The organism is Bradyrhizobium sp. USDA 4504 (assembly GCF_054063995.1).
The window spans coordinates 1,617,030-1,633,340 of sequence record NZ_JBSSGV010000001.1 but is presented as its reverse complement, the minus strand read 5'-3'; the positions used below and the strand labels follow the sequence as shown (position 1 = coordinate 1,633,340).

The following is a 16,311-nucleotide window of genomic DNA, read 5'->3' as shown; positions in this document are numbered from 1 at the left end:
TTTTGGACAGGTTCGTTCCCCGTCGCGGAACACCCCGTCCGCCGGTTTCACAACATGCTGCGTTGGCAGGTCTCCCGGCTTGCGGAGCAGGTTTTACCCTTCGATGCCCACCTTCCCGACTCCGTATGGAATCAGTGGCTTGGGCATCTCTCCGGTCACGGTCGCGGGGGCGGCTGCGCTTCGGGCCCGATTTAGCGGAGCCCTATCGCATTCCCTCTTCGCCTGTCGTAGGACAGGAACCGACGCAGGACCACCATTCGTCCAAGCCTCGCACTTGTCAAGCCGAAGGAATGTGATGACTTCTGATGGAAAGGACGCTGAAGACGGCGCCGTCGGCACCGATCTTTCGCCGGATGCGCGCTACGCGGACAAGATGGCGAAAAAGAAGGCCGCCCGCGACCGCATCATGGCGACCAAGAGCGGTGAAAAGGGCCTGATCATCGTCCATACCGGCGCCGGCAAAGGAAAATCCTCCTCCGCGTTCGGCATGATCGTGCGCTGTGTGGCGCACGGCTTTCCCTGCGCCGTGGTGCAGTTCATCAAGGGCGCCTGGGATACCGGCGAGCGCCGCCTGCTCACCGGGCATTTCGGCGATCTCTGTCAATTTCACGCCATGGGCGAAGGCTTTACCTGGGAGACGCAGGATCGCGCCCGCGACATCGCGGCAGCGCAAGCCGGCTGGGAAAAGGCCAAGCAGCTGATCGCAGACCCGAGCCTGCGCATGGTCGTGCTCGACGAGATCAACATCGCGCTACGCTACGACTACCTCGCGATCGCCGACGTCGTCGAGTTCCTGACTACGTCGAAGCCGCCGATGACCCATGTCGTGCTCACCGGGCGCAATGCCAAGGAGGAGCTGATCGAGATTGCCGACCTCGTCACCGAGATGACGCTGGTGAAGCATCCGTTCCGCTCCGGTATCAAGGCCCAGCCGGGCGTCGAGTTCTGACAGACATCACGATGGCGCGCGCATTGATGATCCAGGGAGCCGGCTCGGACGTGGGCAAATCGCTCATCGTCGCCGGCCTCGCGCGCGCCGCGAGACGACGCGGCCTGCGCGTGCTGCCGTTCAAGCCGCAGAACATGTCGAACAACGCCGCGGTGACCGTCGACGGCGGCGAGATCGGCCGCGCACAGGCGTTGCAGGCGCTCGCCGCCGGCGTCGAGCCGCACACCGACATGAATCCAGTGCTTCTGAAGCCCGAAACCGATGTCGGCGCCCAGATCATCGTGCACGGCAAACGGATCGCCACCGCACGGGCGCGCGAATATGCCGGCATGAAACCATCGCTGATGGGCGCGGTGCTGGAGAGTTTTGCGCGCCTGAAGCAGCGCGCCGATCTGGTGCTGGTCGAGGGCGCCGGCAGCCCCGCCGAGGTCAACTTACGCAAGTCCGATATCGCCAATATGGGGTTTGCACGCCGGGCCAACGTGCCCGTGGTGCTGGTCGGCGACATCGACCGCGGCGGCGTGATCGCGCAACTCGTCGGCATCAAGACGGTGATCGACCCTGACGATGCGGCGATGATCCAGGGCTTCGTCATCAACAAATTCCGCGGCGATCCGTCGCTGTTCGATGACGGCTATCGCTTGATCGAAGAGCGCACCGCCTGGCGCGGATTTGGCGTGCTGCCCTGGTTCGTCCGCGCCGGCGAGCTTCCGGCCGAAGATGCGCTCGGGCTCGGCGAGGCGCGCAAGCCCGGCCAGTGCAAGATCGCGTTCCTTGCGCTGTCGCGGATTGCCAATTTCGACGACCTCGATCCGCTGAAGCTCGAGCCCGGCGTCGATCTCGTGATGGTACGTCCGGGCGAAGCCATCCCGGGTGATGCGAAGCTCGTCATCCTGCCCGGCTCGAAATCCACCCGCGGCGATCTCGCCTTCCTGCGCGCGCAAGGCTGGGACATCGACCTCCTCGCGCATCATCGCCGCGGCGGCCATGTCCTCGGCCTGTGCGGCGGATACCAGATGCTTGGACACAGCGTCGCCGACCCCGATGGGATCGAAGGTCCTGCCGGCGAAACGCGCGGGCTCGGGCTGCTCGATGTCGCGACCACCATGACCGAACAGAAGACGCTGACGCGCTCCAGCGCGGTGCATGCCGCGACCAGCCAACCGATCAGCGCCTATGAAATCCATATCGGGCGCACCGACGGGCCGGATCGCGCGCGGCCCTTTGCATCACTCGACGGTACGGCTGAGGGCGCGGTCTCCGCAGACGGGCGCGTTCACGGCAGCTATCTGCACGGCCTGTTCGCCTCGGACGAATTTCGCAAGGCGTTCCTTGCACAGCTCGACATCCCCGCGGCGGATCAGACTTACGGCGCCAGGGTCGAGAGCGCGCTCGACGCGCTCGCCGGGCACATCGAGACCCATCTCGATGTCGAAGGCCTGCTCGCGCTGGCGCGTTAAAGCGAGATGATTCCTTCTCACCTCGCCCCGCGTGCGGGGAGAGGTCGGAACGCATCGCTAGATGCGTTCCGGGTGAGGGGGAGTCTCCGCAACCGCAGCTGTCGCCGAATATGCGGATGCGGCCCCTCACCCCAGCCCTCTCCCCGTAAGAACGGGGAGAGGGAGCGCAGCGCCGTCGCAATCAGAGCGACAACACGGCGGAAAGGCGCGACCACTCGGCCTCACTGCCCGGCAAGCCGAGGCGCAGCCATCCCGGTTTCTGCTGGAAGACCCGCGGCCAGATCTGCGCACGCGCAAGTTTCTCCTGCGCAGCCAATGCTTCGCCGGTCTCGTAGAGCCGGAACAGCAACGTGCCGCCGACCAGCGTCCAACCCTGCGATCGCGCCATTGCATCGAGCCTGACGCAGTCGTCCGCGAGCCGCGCAGCCGTCGCCGTTGCCCAGTCGTGATCGAGCAACGCGCGCCGCCCGATCGCGATTGCTGCTCCCGAAACCGGCCATGGGCCCGCCCTCGCCGCAAGCGCGGCGACGTCCGCCTCGCTGCCGATCGCGAAGCCGAGGCGCAAGCCGGCAAGTCCGTAGAACTTGCCGAATGAGCGCAGGATCAGCAGCCCCGCGTGTCCTGCTTCCGGTGCAAGGGACAGGTCAGGAACGGCGTCCGCAAAACTCTCGTCGATGACGAGCCGGCCAACGCGCGGCAGCAGTGCCAGCAACTCGCGCCGATCATGGCGTCGTCCGTCGGGATTGTTCGGATTGACGACGACGGCGATGTCCGCTCCCGCCAGCGCGGCGAGATCGGACACCTCGGCGACGTCCCAGCCGGCGGCCGACAACACCGCGGCATATTCATTGTAGGTCGGCGCCAGAATCCGCGCCCGCCCCTTGAGCGCCAGATGCGGCAGCAACTGAATCGCGGCCTGCGCACCACCCATCGCCACGATCGGCGCCTTGGTGACATAGGCCTGCCGCGCAGCGTCGTGCAGCGATTCAAGATCGGATCGCGACGGCAACGCGCTCCATTGCCGCGGCTCGACATCGACCAAGGGATACGGCACCCGATTGATCCCGGTCGACAGGTCGATCCAGTCGTCCGCGGCGCCGCCGAAGCGCTGCTGGGCGACATCAAGGTTCCCGCCGTGCTCACGCATGCGCCGCACCTTCACGCCCGCGCCAGGACTAGCAGCGCCCCGGCCAACAGAATCATGGCGTAACGATAGAGTCTCAACCCGGTGAGGACATCAGCTGCAGCCGGATCGCGCGCCCCCTCGTTCAGCCAGGGCTCATCGGCGACGTGTCCGTGATAGATGCGGGGACCGCTGAGCCGCACGCCGAGCGCGCCGGCCATCGCAGCTTCCGGCCAGCCGGCATTCGGCGAGCGATGCCGGCGCGCATCGCGCAACATGCATGACCACGCCTGCGAACGGTTCGGCGCGAGCAGCACGAACAGAACACCCGTCAACCGCGCCGGAATGAGATTGGCGAGATCGTCGATCCGGGCGGCTGCCCAGCCAAAGGCTTCGTGCCGCTCGGTGCGGTGGCCGATCATCGAGTCCAGCGTGTTGATCGCCTTGTAGCCAAGGATTCCCGGCAGGCCGAACAGCGCGCCCCAGAACACCGGCGCCACGATGCCGTCGGATGCATTCTCGGCAAGGCTCTCGATGGTGGCGCGCGCGATGCCGGCGTCGTCGAGCGTTGCCGGATCGCGCCCGACAATCTGCGCGACCGCCGAACGTGCGGCCGCGATGTCGCCGGATGCCAAGGGACTTGCCACCGCGGCGACATGGTCATGCAGCGAGCGCACGGCAACCAGCGGCCATGCCAGGACACCGACAAGGACAACGCGCACCCATCCGGATGCGAGCACGGACTGAATGGCCCAGCCTAGCGCAATTACCAGCGCGATCACGAGGATCGCAGCCGCAATACCAGCGCCGCGACGAAACGCCGGCGGGTCGGAGGCGCGGTTCCAGGCGCTGTCGACAAGATGGATCAACCGGCCGAGCCAGGTCACGGGATGGCCGATGCGGCCAAACAGCCCCGCCGGCCAGCCGATCAGGGCATCCACCGCCATCGCCACCGCCATCGCTCCCGCAAAACCCACGATAACCCTCTCCGCGCCGCGGTCCCCCTGATGCGCAAGACATCGGCCGAGCGCAAGCCCTCCGTGACGGATTTCGGCTTTGTCTTTCTCCGCGATTGGTGGTTAGAGCGTTTCCGAACGACGTGCGTACCAGTCGCACAGGAGATGATATGGCCGTCATTCTGATCACGGGGGGAGCCCGGTCCGGCAAAAGCCTGCGCGCCGAACTTCGTGCACGCAGCTTTCCGGGACAGCCGGTCTATATCGCGACCGCCGAGGCGCTCGACGCGGAAATGGATGAGCGGATCGCCAAACATCGCGCGCGGCGCGGCAGCGACTGGATCGAGCGCGAGGTGCCGCTCGATCTGGTTGAAGTGCTGTCCGGGACCGATGGCGCTGGTGCAAGGCTGGTCGATTGCCTGACGCTCTGGCTATCCAATCTGCTGCATGCCGGGCGCGACTGGTCGCAGGAAGTGACGCGGCTGGCGGATGCGCTGTCGCGCCAGCACGGCCCGGTCGTGCTGGTCACCAACGAGGTCGGTCTCGGCATCGTGCCAGACAATGCATTGGCGCGGACTTACCGCGACGCCGCAGGAATCATGAACCAGACTATCGCCGGCATCGCAGACGAGGTCGAGTTCGTCGTTGCGGGCCTGCCGATGAAGCTTAAATGAAATCCGAGATCGATCCTGCCAAAGGCCCCGCAATGGTCTCATTTGACGATACGTTTCGCCGGCAGCTGCACGATCTGTTCGTGTGGCGGCGCGACGTGCGGCGGTTCCGAACCGATCCGCTGCCGGATGGCACGATCGAGCGGCTGATCGAGATCGCCTGCCTGTCGCCTTCGGTCGGCCTGAGCCAGCCTTGGCGGTTCGTCATTGTCGACGACAAGACACGACGCCGCGCTGTCATCGACGACTTCAAGGCCTGCAACGCCGATGCGCTGCGGTCCTATTCGGGCGAGCGCGCCACAAAATACGCCGCGTTGAAATTATCGGGCCTCGAAGAGGCGCCGGGCCACCTCGCCGTGTTTGCCGAGAAGACCGACCGGATCGGCGCCGGTCTCGGCCGCGCGACGATGCCGGAGACGTCGGAATATTCCGTGGTGGCCGGGATCTGCTCGATGTGGCTTGCCGCGCGCGCCGAAGGCATCGGCATCGGCTGGGTATCGATCCTCAATCCAGAACGCATTCATGGCGTTCTGGAAATCCCGGCCTCCTGGAAATTCATCGGCTATCTCTGCATCGGTTACCCCCAGACCGAGTGCGACCGTCCGGAGCTCGAACAGGCCAAGTGGGAATCGCGGCGAGGTCCGGATGAATTCACCATCCGACGCTGACCGCCCCCCTGCCGGCGACGGCACCTTGAGCTGTGACGCGCACTGGCGCGCCGACATCGCCTCGCTGGTCTTTCCCGTGCCGGAGCACCGCGCTATCTGCGCGGTGCATCGGGGCGCCTTTCGCACGCTGCTGGGCACCGATCCGACGGTGGACGCATGTCTCGCCCATTTCAGGCGGTTTGAACCAGCCTTCAAGGCAGCCGCACGCGCCAAGATCGAGCGCAAGCGCATTCCTCTTGGAACAAATTTGCATCTTACCAGTCGCGACATCACCCGAAAGCTGCTAGAAGCCGATCAAATCGAATGTGGAGAACGACCATGAGCCAGTCCCAGACCGCGCAAACCCAGGTTACTCAAGCTCAGGTCACGCATCTGCCGATCGCTACCCGACAGGTCGGACGGCTTGTACAGTCGTTGATGGCCATGACGCTCGGCCTGTTCATCGTCGGCGTGGTCGGCTTCTCGCACATCGACGTGATCCACAACGCCGCGCATGACGTGCGCCATTCCAACGCCTTCCCCTGCCACTGATCTCGTTGGCATGAGCACGTTTCGCTCGATCGTCTTCTCGTCGGTCATTGCCGGGTTCATCGTCGGCCTGATCGTCACGGCGGTCCAGCAATTCGGCACCGTTCCCCTGATCCTCAGGGCCGAGGTCTACGAGAAGGCGGCCGCGCACAAACACGAAGCCGCCGCGCCACCGCAGGCGATCCTCGTCCATGATCATGCGGATCATGATCATGGCGCGGAGGCCTGGGAGCCGCGCGACGGTTTGGAACGCAACGTCTATACCGCGGGGGCGAACATCCTGACCGCGATCGGCTTTGCGCTTCTGCTCTGCGGCTTCCTCGCGGTTCGCAGCGGCGCGACCGGCGAGCAAATCTCGTGGCATGAAGGCTTGATGTGGGGCCTCGCCGGTTTCGCCGTCTTCACCATCGCTCCGGGCCTCGGACTGCCGCCTGAATTGCCGGGGGTCCCCACCGCTCCATTGCTTTCGCGCCAGATCTGGTGGGTGACGGCGGTGCTGGCGACCGCAGCCGGCCTCGGGCTGATCGTGTTCCGGCGCTCGATGCCGGCCGCCATTGCCGGCGTGGTCCTGATCATGCTGCCGCATCTGATCGGCGCGCCCGAGCTGGAGCACGTCCAGACCAACGTGCCTTCGTCCCTGTCGCATCAGTTCATGGTCGCCGTCACGCTGACCAGTCTGGTGTTCTGGTCCCTGCTGGGCAGCCTGACGAGCGCCGCATTCGCCTATTTCGATCGGCAAGGCCCATCGCAAGGCTCACCCGCTCGCGGGTGACAGCCGCTGCCGGAAAAACGCCAGAATCTCATCGCGGGCCGCGATGGTCGGCTGGCCGGCCTCGTCGATCAGATGCACGGTCACGACGCTGTGCGGTGTCGTGACGAAATTCCGGAAGAACGGCGGCACATCGCCGTTCGCCGCGCTGTCGGGAAGCACCCGCCCGATGAAGCGGTCGCCGAGCGCCTCGCGATAGGCCGCAAAGCGCTGCGCCATGCAGAACTTGTCGCCCTCAAATCGATAGGCCAGCACGGTCAGGTCTTCGCGCTCCAACCGCTCGCGGACCGCCTTGACCTCCTCCGGCGCGATCTCGATGCCCGCCGGATCGTTCAATGGCAATGACGGCTGCGAAAGCACCGGCGCCAGCATCGACGGCTCCAGCATCATGGTGAGCGCGAAATTGCCGGTAAAGCACATCCCGATGGCCCCGACACCGGGACCGCCGCATTCACCATGGGCAAATCGCGCCAGCGCGCGTAGCCATTGCGTCACGGGACTCGACCGGTTTGCGGCCATCGCGCGAAACTCCGCGCTGACGCAGGCGCGCTGAAACACCGCGGCGCCCTCCTCTGCGCTCGCGACAGCGCCGTCACGGCCGAACAGCGACGGCATATAGACGGTGAAGCCGGCATCGCGAACCCAGCGGGCGAAGCGCGCCACATGCGGGCTGATACCCGGCATCTCCGCCATCACGATCACCGCAGGACCGCCGCCGCCAACATGGACGGTCTTGCCGGCACCATCGAGGGTGATCTGGCGGCGCTCGAAATCCTCGAGCGGATCGTCCTGGGTCATCGGCCGGTTCGGCATCGGCGGTCCTCCTGATCGAGATCGGCAGCGTCTCGGCGTCAGAGTTGCGATTTTCCGGCCCAGCAGCTAGTGTCAAAAATGACATTGATCGCGGATTTTATGACATGACCAGAATCGCGGTTGTCGAGATCGACGGCTGCCTCGCGTCAGCGGCCGCCATCACCCACGACGTGCTGGCCACCGCCAACCGGATCAGTACGTCGAAGCGCGCGCCCTTTGAGGTGACGACGCTGCGTTATGGGCCGAGGCGGCGCGCCGCCCGATTGCGCGGCGCCGACCTTGTCATCGTTCCGGGGCTCGGCTCGGCGTCGGCCGATGCACTGGAGCGGAAGCTGGCGACACCGGCGTGTCGGCACGCCCGCGACATGCTGGTCACGGCGTTCGCGAGCGGCGCGATGCTCGCCGCGTCCTGCGCCAGCAGTTTCCTGCTCGCGGAGACCGGCCTGCTCGACGGCAAGCGAGCGACCACGACATGGTGGTTCGCGCCGCTGTTTCGGCAACGCTATCCAAATGTCGAGCTGATGACGGAGCGGATGGTGGTGGCCGACTGGCCGATCGCAACCGCCGGCGCGGCGATGGCGCAGATGGACCTGATGCTTGCTGTGATCGCGCGTTTCGGCAGCCCGGCGCTAGCCAAGGGCTGCGCCAATTACCTGCTGCTTGGCGAGCGGCATTCGCAGGCGCCGTTCATGGCAATCAATTATCTTGCCAGCCAGGACCTCAAGATCGCCCGGGCCGAGAAATGGGTGCGCAGCAACATCGCGCGCGACTTCACGATCGGGGACGTCGCCGCCGCCGTCGCGCTGGCGCCGCGGACATTTGCCAGACGGCTCGAGTCGATCTGCGGCGTGTCGCCCATTCAATTCGTGCAACGCATCAGGATCGAGACGGCGCGGTCGTTGCTCGAGACCACGCGCCTGTCGGTCGAAGAGATCGCGGGTAAGGTCGGATACGCCGAGCCATCGACCCTCCGCCGGCTGATCCGGCGCGAAACGCGGCATTCGCCGCGGCATTTCCGTTCAGGCGGTTGATCCGCAACGACGCCACATCAGCGATGAAATCATCACGCCGACAGCCACGCGAAGGCGCGGCGCAAGAATGCCGGCGCATCCTTGTCGACGGGCGTGCCATGGGCTTCCACTCGCGAGGAACAAATGATGCAGCGAGTTGGGCGCCACGATGTGCCTGACCTGGCCGAGTGCGTCGACGCCGGCCTGCATTTGCTCGGTCAACCGGACCGGCGACCAGATGAAAAGGGCACCGTCCGCCAGCCTGACGATGGCCATCCGGGTCGGATAATGAAACCCGGCGACCGCAAGGTTCGGTCCCCCGGCAATCCAGATGTCGTGGCCGAACTGCTGCAATACCGCCATTCGCGATGAACCTTGACCGTCGGGCTCCGCATCCAACCCCGCACGCTGCCGCCGGCGTTGCGGGTTCATTTACCATGCCCGGCGTGACAGGCCGCGGACAAGGGGCAATGTCGATCATCGGTTCCGATTGCGCCGCGGCCAATTGCAACGATCGGGTTTACGCAACCTTAGACGATTTGATCCAAATGTTGCGCGTGCACGACGCGAATGGGATGAAGCGGCCGATGTCGCAGAAGTCGGACCTCGAAGGACACAGGCTGGCCTTCGCTGATGACGCCGCGCGTCACCTCGCAGCGGATGACGCAGGTCGTGGCGCCGCGATGCCGCGCGCGACCATCAGCCCAACCTCGAATACGTCCACAGGTCAGCCGCCGGTGGCAATCGCGCATTCACGGCAGTCCGGCGCGGGCGTGCTGGTCTCCGCGCTGCGTGAGGCCGACTGGCTCACGGCTGACCGTGTCACCGCCTTCACCCGCGTATTTCTCGTCCTGTTCATCGCCTGCATCGCGATCATCCCATGGGCTGTGCCGACGATGGATGTCGGCCATGATTTCGCCGCGTTCTGGACCGCGGCGAAGCTCGCGCTCGAAGGCCGCGCCGGCGACGCCTATGGCGACGCGGGCCGCGCCGCTGTAGCCGCCGTGCTCGGTCAGAACACCTACGCACCGTTCTTCTACCCGCCGACGTCGCTGTTGTTCTGGCTGCCCTTTGCACTGGTTCCCTTTGCAACGGCGGCCGTCGTCTGGATCTTCGCGACCGGCGCCGCCTATGCAGCCGCGGTGAGAGCCATGCTCGAGCGCGGCTCCGTCGTTCCAGCGCTCGCCTTTCCCGCCGTGTGGGTGTGCGCGCTATTCGGACAGAATTCGCTGTTCTCGGCGGCTCTGCTCGGCGGATCGGCCGCCACGCTGGACCGCTACCCGGTGATCGCCGGCGCGCTGCTCGGGTGCTTCAGCTACAAGCCGCAGATCGCCCTGCTTGCGCCGCTGGTGCTGATCCTGACGCGGCGCTGGCGCGCGCTGGCTGCTGCGGCCGCAACGACGCTCGTGCTTGTGCTGGCGGCCACCGCCTTCTTCGGGATCGACCCGTGGATCAAGTTTGTTGCCGTTCTGCCGGAGGCAAGCGCCTGGAGCCTCGGCGGCGGACCCGGTTTCGAGAAGTTCGCCAGCCCCTATGCCGCGGTCAGGCTGGCCGGCGGATCCAGCAGCACGGCCTGGCTCGTCCAGGTGACCGCGGCCGCGATCGCGATCGCCGTCCTGATCCTGGTGCTGCGAAAACGTCCCGGCGGCGCCGCCGAGATCGCGCTGATGGTGGCGATGACCGGCCTGTGCGTACCATCGCTCGGCAACTATGAGGTCGTGATCCTGGCGATCCCGGGCGCGTGGCTGATCGCGCAGGCGCTTGCGCAGGGTTGGCTGCCCTATGAACGCATCGCCGTCGCGGCGCTTTATTTGACGCCATTCGCCATGGTGCCTGCGGGCGCCAACGGCCTGCAACTGGCACCGATCGCCGCTGCGGCAGTTGCCATCCTTGTCGTGCGCCGCATCAGGCATCTGCCACTCCCGGATGCTCCGGCCGAAATCGCCAATCACTGATTTGCCCGACGTGGCAAGTCCCTTTGCGAAGACTCGAGGCGGACGGCGAAATCGTGCAGGCCTGACGCCCTAAGCGAAGGTATGACCCACAAACGACGACCCATATTGGGTGTCGTCCCTGCGAAAGCAGGGACCCATAACCACAAATGCTGATTGTTGAACGATGCTGGGACGACGAGTCCCGTTCCCAACACCCGCCGCGGGGTATGGGTCCCTGCTTTCGCAGGGACGACACAAGCTGTTTGGCAGTTGAATCCGAAAACCAACGTGGCCCATAACCGCCAGCAACGTGACGAACCGCACCTTCTGCTTCTATCCAGCCGGCATCAGGATCGCCTCTCGCGCCGCGTGCCAGCTCGCCTCATCGGGTGCGCACAGCAAGCCGCCGGTCAGATTGACCGGCCGGTAGGGTGATCCGTCGAAATGCGCGCTGTAGCCGCCGGCCTCGCGATGCAACAGCCAGCCCGCGGCATGATCCCACGGCATCAGCTTGTTGTAGAACAGCAGGTGGCAATGTCCGGACGCTGCCATGCGATATTCATGCGCGGCGCATCTGAGCCAGGCGCTGCCGCCGAGCCTGGAAAGATTGCCGGCGACAATCGTGCGCAGCGGCTCGGGCAGGAAATTGACGCCGACGATCGCATCCATCTGCTTGACCGGCACGGCGGGAGCCACTTTCAGGTCATGCCGCCGGCCGTCCGGCATCGCGAGCCAGGCGCCCTCGCCGCGCAGCGCGAATGCGGTGTCGTTGCTGACCGGATCATGGATCGCGCCGAGCACGATCTCGCCGCGCATGGTGGCCGCCACCATGGTGCCGAACAGCGGCAAGCTCGAGGTGAAGTTCCGCGTGCCGTCGATCGGATCGATGCTGAAGGCAAGCTCCGCGGTTCCGACCTGATCGAGCGCGGCCGGATCACGCGCGGTGCCCTCCTCGCCGATCACAACCGCATTCGGAAACGCCCGCAGCAGCGCCGCCGATATCGCCTGCTCGGCAAGCTCATCGGCTTCGGTGACGACGTCGAATGCCGATGTCTTGGTGCGGACCTCGATCTCCCGCACGCGGCGGAACCGCGGCATGATCTCGCTGCGGCCGACTTCGGCAAGGATGGCTCCGATATCAAGCGCGTCGGCATGGGACAGTTTCACGCGGCATTCTCCTGCGTTGCGCCGGCATCCTATCGTGGAATTGCGACTGCGTGGCGGTCAGCGGCGCTGGTTGTAGACATCGATGCAGACGGCGCCCAGCAGGACGAGGCCCTTGATCACCTGCTGATAATCGATGCCGATACCGAGGATCGACATGCCGTTGTTCATCACGCCCATGATCATGGCTCCGACCACCGCGCCACCGACCCGGCCGACGCCGCCATAGGCCGACGCACCGCCGATGAAGCAGGCGGCGATCACATCGAGCTCGAAGCCGAGGCCGGCCTTCGGCGTCGCGGTGTTGAGCCGGGCTGCGAACACCAGCCCGGCGAGCGCGGCCAGCACGCCCATGTTGACGAAGGTGAAGAAGGTGAGCCGTTCGGTCTTGACGCCCGACAGTTTCGCCGCCTTGGCGTTGCCGCCCACCGCGTAGATCTGCCGCCCGATCACCGTCCGCCGCGTGACGAAGCCATAGAGCGCGATCAGGACGGTCATGATGACGAGCACGTTGGGCAGGCCGCGATGCGAGGCGATCAGGTAGGTGAAGTAGAGCACCGCGCCCGCCAGCGCGATGCTCTTGACGACGAAAAACGCATAGGGCTCGACGGCGATACCGTGCGCCTGCTCGCGCGCCCGGCTCCTGGCGGTCGCCAGCACCAGCACAAACGCCAGGACGATGCCGATCGCGAGCGACGTCGGATAGAGCGTGCCGGCGCTCGGGAACAGCTCGGGGATGAAGCCCGACGACAGCTTCTGGAAGGTCGGCGGGAACGGCCCGACCGACTGGCCCTGCAGGACCGCAAGCGCGAGGCCCTTGAACACCAGCATGCCCGCCAGCGTCACGATAAAGGACGGAATGCCGAAATAGGCCACCCAGTAGCCCTGGGCCGCGCCGATCGCGGCGCCGACCAAGAGGCAGGCGACGAAGGTGATCGGGTAGCTGACATGGTAGCGCACCATCAGCACCGCCGCGACGGCGCCGACGAAGCCCGCGACCGAGCCGACCGAAAGATCGATATGCCCGGTGACGATCACCAGCAGCATGCCGAGCGCCATGATGACGATGTAGCTGTTCTGCAGCACGAGATTGGTGAGGTTGAGCGGCTGCAACAGCGTGCCGTCGGTCACGATCTCGAAGAACAGCATGATCGCGAGCAGCGACAGCAGCATGCCGTAGTTGCGCAGATTGTTCTTGATGAAGCCGGAATGCCTGGGGGCCTCGGGAAGTGATACCGTCTTGTCGGTCATGGTGACCCTCCTCCGGCGCGCGCCGCCCTTTCGTCGGCGCCGCGTCCGGACATTCTGTCATTGCGCATGATGGCGCGCATGATCTTCTCCTGCGTCGCATCGTGGCCTGCGAATTCGCCGACGAAGGCGCCGTCATTCATCACACAGATCCGGTCGCAGATGCCGAGCAGCTCGGGCATCTCCGAGGAGATCACCACGACGCCCCTGCCGGCCTCCGCCAGCTCGTTGATAATGGAGTAGATCTCGTATTTCGCGCCGACGTCGATCCCGCGCGTCGGCTCGTCCAGCAGCAGCACCCTCGGATCGGTCATCAGCCATTTCGACAGCACGACCTTCTGCTGGTTGCCGCCCGAGAGGTCGCCGGTCGCCTGGTAGACGTCGGAGCAGCGGATCCGCATCCGGGTGCGGTAGTCGCTCGCGGCCTTCAGCTCGGCGACATCGTCGATCACGCCGCGATCCGACACCTGGCGCAGGCTCGCCACCGTCACGTTCTTGCGGACGTCGGCGGCAAGGATCAGCCCGAGCTGCTTGCGGTCTTCGGTGACATAGGCGATGCCGGCATCGATCGCGGCCGGCACGCTGGACAGATCGGCCTCGCGTCCATCGAGGCGGACCTTGCCGGAGACGTTGGTGCCCCAGGCGCGGCCGAACAGGCTCATGGCGAACTCGGTGCGGCCGGCGCCCATCAGGCCGGCGATGCCGACTACCTCGCCGCGGCGCAGTGTGAAGTCGACGTTCTTGATCACCTGCCGCTCGGTATGCAGCGGGTGATACACTGACCAGTTCTCCACCGTCATCACGGGTTCGCCGATCTCCGCCTTCCGCTCGGGAAAACGATGCGCCAGATCGCGGTCGACCATGCTGCGGATGATGCGGTCCTCCTCGATGCGCTCGGTGCGGCAGTTGATGCTGTCGACGGTGCGGCCGTCGCGCAGCACCGTGATGCGGTCGGCGACCCGCGCAACCTCGTTCAGCTTGTGCGAGATCAGGATCGAGGCGATGCCCTGCTCGCGGAAGGCCAGGAGACGCTCGAGCAAGGCGGCGCTGTCGGCCTCGTTGAGACTGGCGGTCGGCTCGTCGAGGATCAGGAGGCGCACCCGCTTGGACAGGGCCTTGGCGATCTCCACGAGCTGCTGCTTGCCGACGCCGAGGTCGGTGATCAGCGTGTCCGGCGGCTCCCGCAAGCCGACCTGCGCCAACAGTTCGGCGGTCCGCCGATGCACCGCGTTGCGGTCGATGACGCCGAACCGCGACGGCGGATGCGACAGAAAGATGTTCTCGGCAATCGACATCAGCGGGATCAGCGCCAGCTCCTGATGGATGATGATGATCCCGAGCGCCTCGCTGTCGTTGATGTCGCGGAAGCGCCGCTCCTCGTCGTCGAACACGATCGACCCGTCGTAGCTTCCGGCCGGATAGACCCCGCTCAGCACCTTCATCAGGGTCGACTTGCCGGCGCCGTTTTCGCCGACCAGCGCATGGATCTGCCCAGCCTCGACGGTGAAGCTGACGTCGCGCAACGCCTGCACGCCGGCAAAGCTCTTGCTGACGCCGCGCATCTCAAGCATTGCCGTCATCGGATCATGTCCTGCAGCGTCAATCGCCCCCGGCCCGGCTCGCCGCCGCTTGCCCGGCGATCCGCCCTGAAGCCTATTCCGTTCCGATTAAATCGGAACGGGGCTCCAGATTCTAGTTTTGACGCGTTTTCCTCACGCGAACCGGTACCCGCTTCGCTCGAAAACGCTCTAGTCGAATTGCGAGCGCTTGTAATAGCCGCTGTCAATCAGGACTTTCTCCCAATTGGTCTTATCCACCACGACCGGCTTGAGGAGATAGGACGGAACCACCTTGACCCCGTTGTTGTAGGTCTTGGTGTCGTTGACGCTGACCTCCTTCTTGCTCAGCACAGCGTCGACCATGTCGGCGGTGACCTTGGCGAGGTCGCGGGTGTCCTTGAAGATGGTCGAATATTGCTCGCCGCGCAGCATCGCCTTGATCGAGGGGACTTCGGCATCCTGCCCGCTGATGTACGGCATCGGCTGGTCCTTGCTGCCGTAGCCGACGCTCTTCAGCGAGGAGATGATGCCGATCGACAGGCCGTCATAGGGCGACAGCACCGCGTCGACGCGCTTCTTGCCGTAGAACGCACTGAGCAGGTTGTCCATCCGCGCCTGCGCGGTCGCACCGTCCCAGCGCAGCGTCGCAACCTTGTTCATGCCCGTCTGGCCGCTGCCGACCACGAGCTTGCCGCTGTCGATATAGGGCTTCAACACCGACATCGCGCCGTCGTAGAAGAAGTACGCGTTGTTGTCGTCGGGCGAGCCGCCGAACAGCTCGATGTTGAAGGGCCCCTTGCCCTCCTTGAGCCCGAGCGCGTTCTCGATCGACTGGGCCTGCAGCACACCGACCTGGAAATTGTCGAAGGTCGCGTAATAGTCGACGTTGGGGGTGCCGCGGATCAGGCGGTCATAGGCGATCACCGTGATGCCCTGGGCCTTGGCCTGCTTCAGGACATCGGACAAGGTGGTGCCGTCGATGGCCGCGATGACCAGCACCTTGGCGCCCTTGGTCACCATGTTCTCGACCTGGGAGAGCTGGTTCGGAATGTCGTCTTCGGCATATTGCAGATCGGTGCCGTAGCCGCGCTCCTTCAGCACCTTGACCATGTTGTTGCCGTCGTCGATCCAGCGTGCCGAGGACTTGGTCGGCATCGCGATGCCGATGGTCGGCTTGCTCTGGGCCATGGCGTCGCGATCCGACACCGTCGCGGCAAGGCCGGCCAGCGCAAGCGCGAACAAGGTGGTCTTCAATTTGAACATGCTTCACTCCCTTGCTTTTTTGAGTTGGGATTCCAGTTGCCGTGGACAGCGTCAATCGACGGCGATCGCTCGTGGGCCGGCCTCAGATTCTACGGCGATGTCGGATCGGCGCCGGGACCGTCACGAACCGAAATTGCGGAATGTCGATCGTACCCGTCAACAGCGCCAATGCTCGCTACGCATGGTCGGTCATGTC

Annotated in this window: 17 protein-coding genes and 1 riboswitch; of the genes, 9 read left to right on the top strand and 8 right to left on the bottom strand. The window is 65.3% G+C overall.

Features of this window, described 5'->3' with window-relative positions:
* Window positions 1–47: 47 nt before the first annotated feature.
* A riboswitch (cobalamin riboswitch) is annotated at window positions 48–259 on the bottom strand.
* Between the two features lie 36 nt (window positions 260–295).
* Both cobO and ACVMB1_RS07045 read left to right on the top strand, forming a co-directional pair.
* Window positions 296–949 (top strand): cob(I)yrinic acid a,c-diamide adenosyltransferase, encoded by a 654-nt coding sequence (gene cobO / locus ACVMB1_RS07050; protein ID WP_456814213.1) that lies wholly within the window; start codon window positions 296–298, stop codon window positions 947–949.
* Window positions 950–960: 11 nt separating this feature from the next.
* On the top strand, window positions 961–2,409 hold the full coding sequence (locus ACVMB1_RS07045) for a cobyric acid synthase (RefSeq protein ID WP_456814212.1): 1,449 nt from the start codon (window positions 961–963) through the stop codon (window positions 2,407–2,409).
* A 181-nt stretch (window positions 2,410–2,590) separates the two neighbouring features.
* Here the strand turns inward: ACVMB1_RS07045 and cobD are convergent, their stop codons facing one another.
* The gene (gene cobD / locus ACVMB1_RS07040; RefSeq protein ID WP_456814211.1) at window positions 2,591–3,556 is read right to left on the bottom strand and encodes a threonine-phosphate decarboxylase CobD; all 966 of its coding nucleotides are present in this window, start codon (window positions 3,554–3,556) and stop codon (window positions 2,591–2,593) included.
* 11 nt (window positions 3,557–3,567) lie between these two features.
* Window positions 3,568–4,509 carry an adenosylcobinamide-phosphate synthase CbiB gene (cbiB, locus tag ACVMB1_RS07035; protein ID WP_456814210.1) on the bottom strand — a complete coding sequence of 314 codons (942 nt, stop codon included), beginning with the start codon at window positions 4,507–4,509 and terminating at the stop codon, window positions 3,568–3,570.
* Between the two features lie 149 nt (window positions 4,510–4,658).
* On the opposite strand from cbiB, the gene cobU reads away from it, so the two are divergent.
* From cobU to ACVMB1_RS07010, 5 genes are read left to right on the top strand one after another with little or no spacing between them, the layout of a single operon-like run.
* On the top strand, window positions 4,659–5,162 hold the full coding sequence (gene cobU / locus ACVMB1_RS07030; protein WP_456814209.1) for a bifunctional adenosylcobinamide kinase/adenosylcobinamide-phosphate guanylyltransferase: 504 nt from the start codon (window positions 4,659–4,661) through the stop codon (window positions 5,160–5,162).
* Window positions 5,163–5,194: 32 nt separating this feature from the next.
* Window positions 5,195–5,827: a 5,6-dimethylbenzimidazole synthase gene (bluB, locus tag ACVMB1_RS07025; RefSeq protein ID WP_057015939.1), complete on the top strand. Its 633-nt coding sequence runs from the start codon at window positions 5,195–5,197 to the stop codon at window positions 5,825–5,827.
* Window positions 5,805–6,149, top strand: coding sequence for a hypothetical protein (locus ACVMB1_RS07020; RefSeq protein WP_076833476.1), 345 nt, complete (start codon window positions 5,805–5,807; stop codon window positions 6,147–6,149). Before bluB ends, ACVMB1_RS07020 begins: the two co-directional genes overlap by 23 nt.
* Complete coding sequence (locus ACVMB1_RS07015) at window positions 6,146–6,358, top strand: CbtB domain-containing protein (protein WP_456784431.1); 213 nt, start codon at window positions 6,146–6,148, stop codon at window positions 6,356–6,358. Before ACVMB1_RS07020 ends, ACVMB1_RS07015 begins: the two co-directional genes overlap by 4 nt.
* 10 nt (window positions 6,359–6,368) lie before the next feature.
* Window positions 6,369–7,127 carry a CbtA family protein gene (locus tag ACVMB1_RS07010; protein ID WP_456814208.1) on the top strand — a complete coding sequence of 253 codons (759 nt, stop codon included), beginning with the start codon at window positions 6,369–6,371 and terminating at the stop codon, window positions 7,125–7,127.
* Here ACVMB1_RS07010 and ACVMB1_RS07005 read toward each other — a convergent pair.
* Window positions 7,110–7,937 carry a dienelactone hydrolase family protein gene (locus ACVMB1_RS07005; RefSeq protein WP_456848344.1) on the bottom strand — a complete coding sequence of 276 codons (828 nt, stop codon included), beginning with the start codon at window positions 7,935–7,937 and terminating at the stop codon, window positions 7,110–7,112. The two genes, ACVMB1_RS07010 and ACVMB1_RS07005, sit on opposite strands and share 18 nt — an antisense overlap.
* A gap of 104 nt (window positions 7,938–8,041) precedes the next feature.
* On the opposite strand from ACVMB1_RS07005, the gene ACVMB1_RS07000 reads away from it, so the two are divergent.
* Entirely contained in the window at window positions 8,042–8,968 is a 927-nt protein-coding gene (locus tag ACVMB1_RS07000) for a GlxA family transcriptional regulator (RefSeq protein ID WP_456814206.1), read from the top strand.
* Here the strand turns inward: ACVMB1_RS07000 and ACVMB1_RS06995 are convergent.
* Window positions 8,957–9,379: a hypothetical protein gene (locus ACVMB1_RS06995; protein WP_456814205.1), complete on the bottom strand. Its 423-nt coding sequence runs from the start codon at window positions 9,377–9,379 to the stop codon at window positions 8,957–8,959. The two genes, ACVMB1_RS07000 and ACVMB1_RS06995, sit on opposite strands and share 12 nt — an antisense overlap.
* A 155-nt stretch (window positions 9,380–9,534) precedes the next feature.
* On the opposite strand from ACVMB1_RS06995, the gene ACVMB1_RS06990 reads away from it, so the two are divergent.
* A complete protein-coding gene (locus ACVMB1_RS06990) occupies window positions 9,535–10,902 on the top strand; it encodes a glycosyltransferase family 87 protein (protein ID WP_456814204.1) in 1,368 nt (455 codons plus the stop codon).
* Between the two features lie 312 nt (window positions 10,903–11,214).
* Here ACVMB1_RS06990 and ACVMB1_RS06985 read toward each other — a convergent pair whose 3' ends face one another.
* From ACVMB1_RS06985 to chvE, 4 genes are all read right to left on the bottom strand, one after another.
* Window positions 11,215–12,048 carry an inositol monophosphatase family protein gene (locus ACVMB1_RS06985; RefSeq protein WP_456814203.1) on the bottom strand — a complete coding sequence of 278 codons (834 nt, stop codon included), beginning with the start codon at window positions 12,046–12,048 and terminating at the stop codon, window positions 11,215–11,217.
* 57 nt (window positions 12,049–12,105) lie between these two features.
* Window positions 12,106–13,296, bottom strand: coding sequence for a multiple monosaccharide ABC transporter permease (gene mmsB / locus ACVMB1_RS06980; RefSeq protein WP_456814202.1), 1,191 nt, complete (start codon window positions 13,294–13,296; stop codon window positions 12,106–12,108).
* Window positions 13,293–14,873 carry a multiple monosaccharide ABC transporter ATP-binding protein gene (gene mmsA, locus ACVMB1_RS06975; RefSeq protein WP_456848342.1) on the bottom strand — a complete coding sequence of 527 codons (1,581 nt, stop codon included), beginning with the start codon at window positions 14,871–14,873 and terminating at the stop codon, window positions 13,293–13,295. Before mmsA ends, mmsB begins: the two co-directional genes overlap by 4 nt.
* 168 nt (window positions 14,874–15,041) lie before the next feature.
* Window positions 15,042–16,115, bottom strand: coding sequence for a multiple monosaccharide ABC transporter substrate-binding protein (chvE, locus tag ACVMB1_RS06970; protein WP_057015877.1), 1,074 nt, complete (start codon window positions 16,113–16,115; stop codon window positions 15,042–15,044).
* Window positions 16,116–16,311: the final 196 nt, after the last annotated feature.

Coding starts and splice junctions, on each gene's coding strand:
- cobO (WP_456814213.1), top strand. CDS start 296: ATGACTTCTGATGGAAAGGACGCTGAAGACGGCGCCGTCGGCACCGAT.
- ACVMB1_RS07045 (WP_456814212.1), top strand. CDS start 961: ATGGCGCGCGCATTGATGATCCAGGGAGCCGGCTCGGACGTGGGCAAA.
- cobD (WP_456814211.1), bottom strand. CDS start 3,556: ATGCGTGAGCACGGCGGGAACCTTGATGTCGCCCAGCAGCGCTTCGGC.
- cobU (WP_456814209.1), top strand. CDS start 4,659: ATGGCCGTCATTCTGATCACGGGGGGAGCCCGGTCCGGCAAAAGCCTG.
- bluB (WP_057015939.1), top strand. CDS start 5,195: ATGGTCTCATTTGACGATACGTTTCGCCGGCAGCTGCACGATCTGTTC.
- ACVMB1_RS07020 (WP_076833476.1), top strand. CDS start 5,805: ATGAATTCACCATCCGACGCTGACCGCCCCCCTGCCGGCGACGGCACC.
- ACVMB1_RS07015 (WP_456784431.1), top strand. CDS start 6,146: ATGAGCCAGTCCCAGACCGCGCAAACCCAGGTTACTCAAGCTCAGGTC.
- ACVMB1_RS07010 (WP_456814208.1), top strand. CDS start 6,369: ATGAGCACGTTTCGCTCGATCGTCTTCTCGTCGGTCATTGCCGGGTTC.
- ACVMB1_RS07005 (WP_456848344.1), bottom strand. CDS start 7,937: ATGCCGAACCGGCCGATGACCCAGGACGATCCGCTCGAGGATTTCGAG.
- ACVMB1_RS07000 (WP_456814206.1), top strand. CDS start 8,042: ATGACCAGAATCGCGGTTGTCGAGATCGACGGCTGCCTCGCGTCAGCG.
- ACVMB1_RS06995 (WP_456814205.1), bottom strand. CDS start 9,379: ATGAACCCGCAACGCCGGCGGCAGCGTGCGGGGTTGGATGCGGAGCCC.
- ACVMB1_RS06990 (WP_456814204.1), top strand. CDS start 9,535: ATGTCGCAGAAGTCGGACCTCGAAGGACACAGGCTGGCCTTCGCTGAT.
- mmsB (WP_456814202.1), bottom strand. CDS start 13,296: ATGACCGACAAGACGGTATCACTTCCCGAGGCCCCCAGGCATTCCGGC.
- mmsA (WP_456848342.1), bottom strand. CDS start 14,873: ATGACGGCAATGCTTGAGATGCGCGGCGTCAGCAAGAGCTTTGCCGGC.
- chvE (WP_057015877.1), bottom strand. CDS start 16,115: ATGTTCAAATTGAAGACCACCTTGTTCGCGCTTGCGCTGGCCGGCCTT.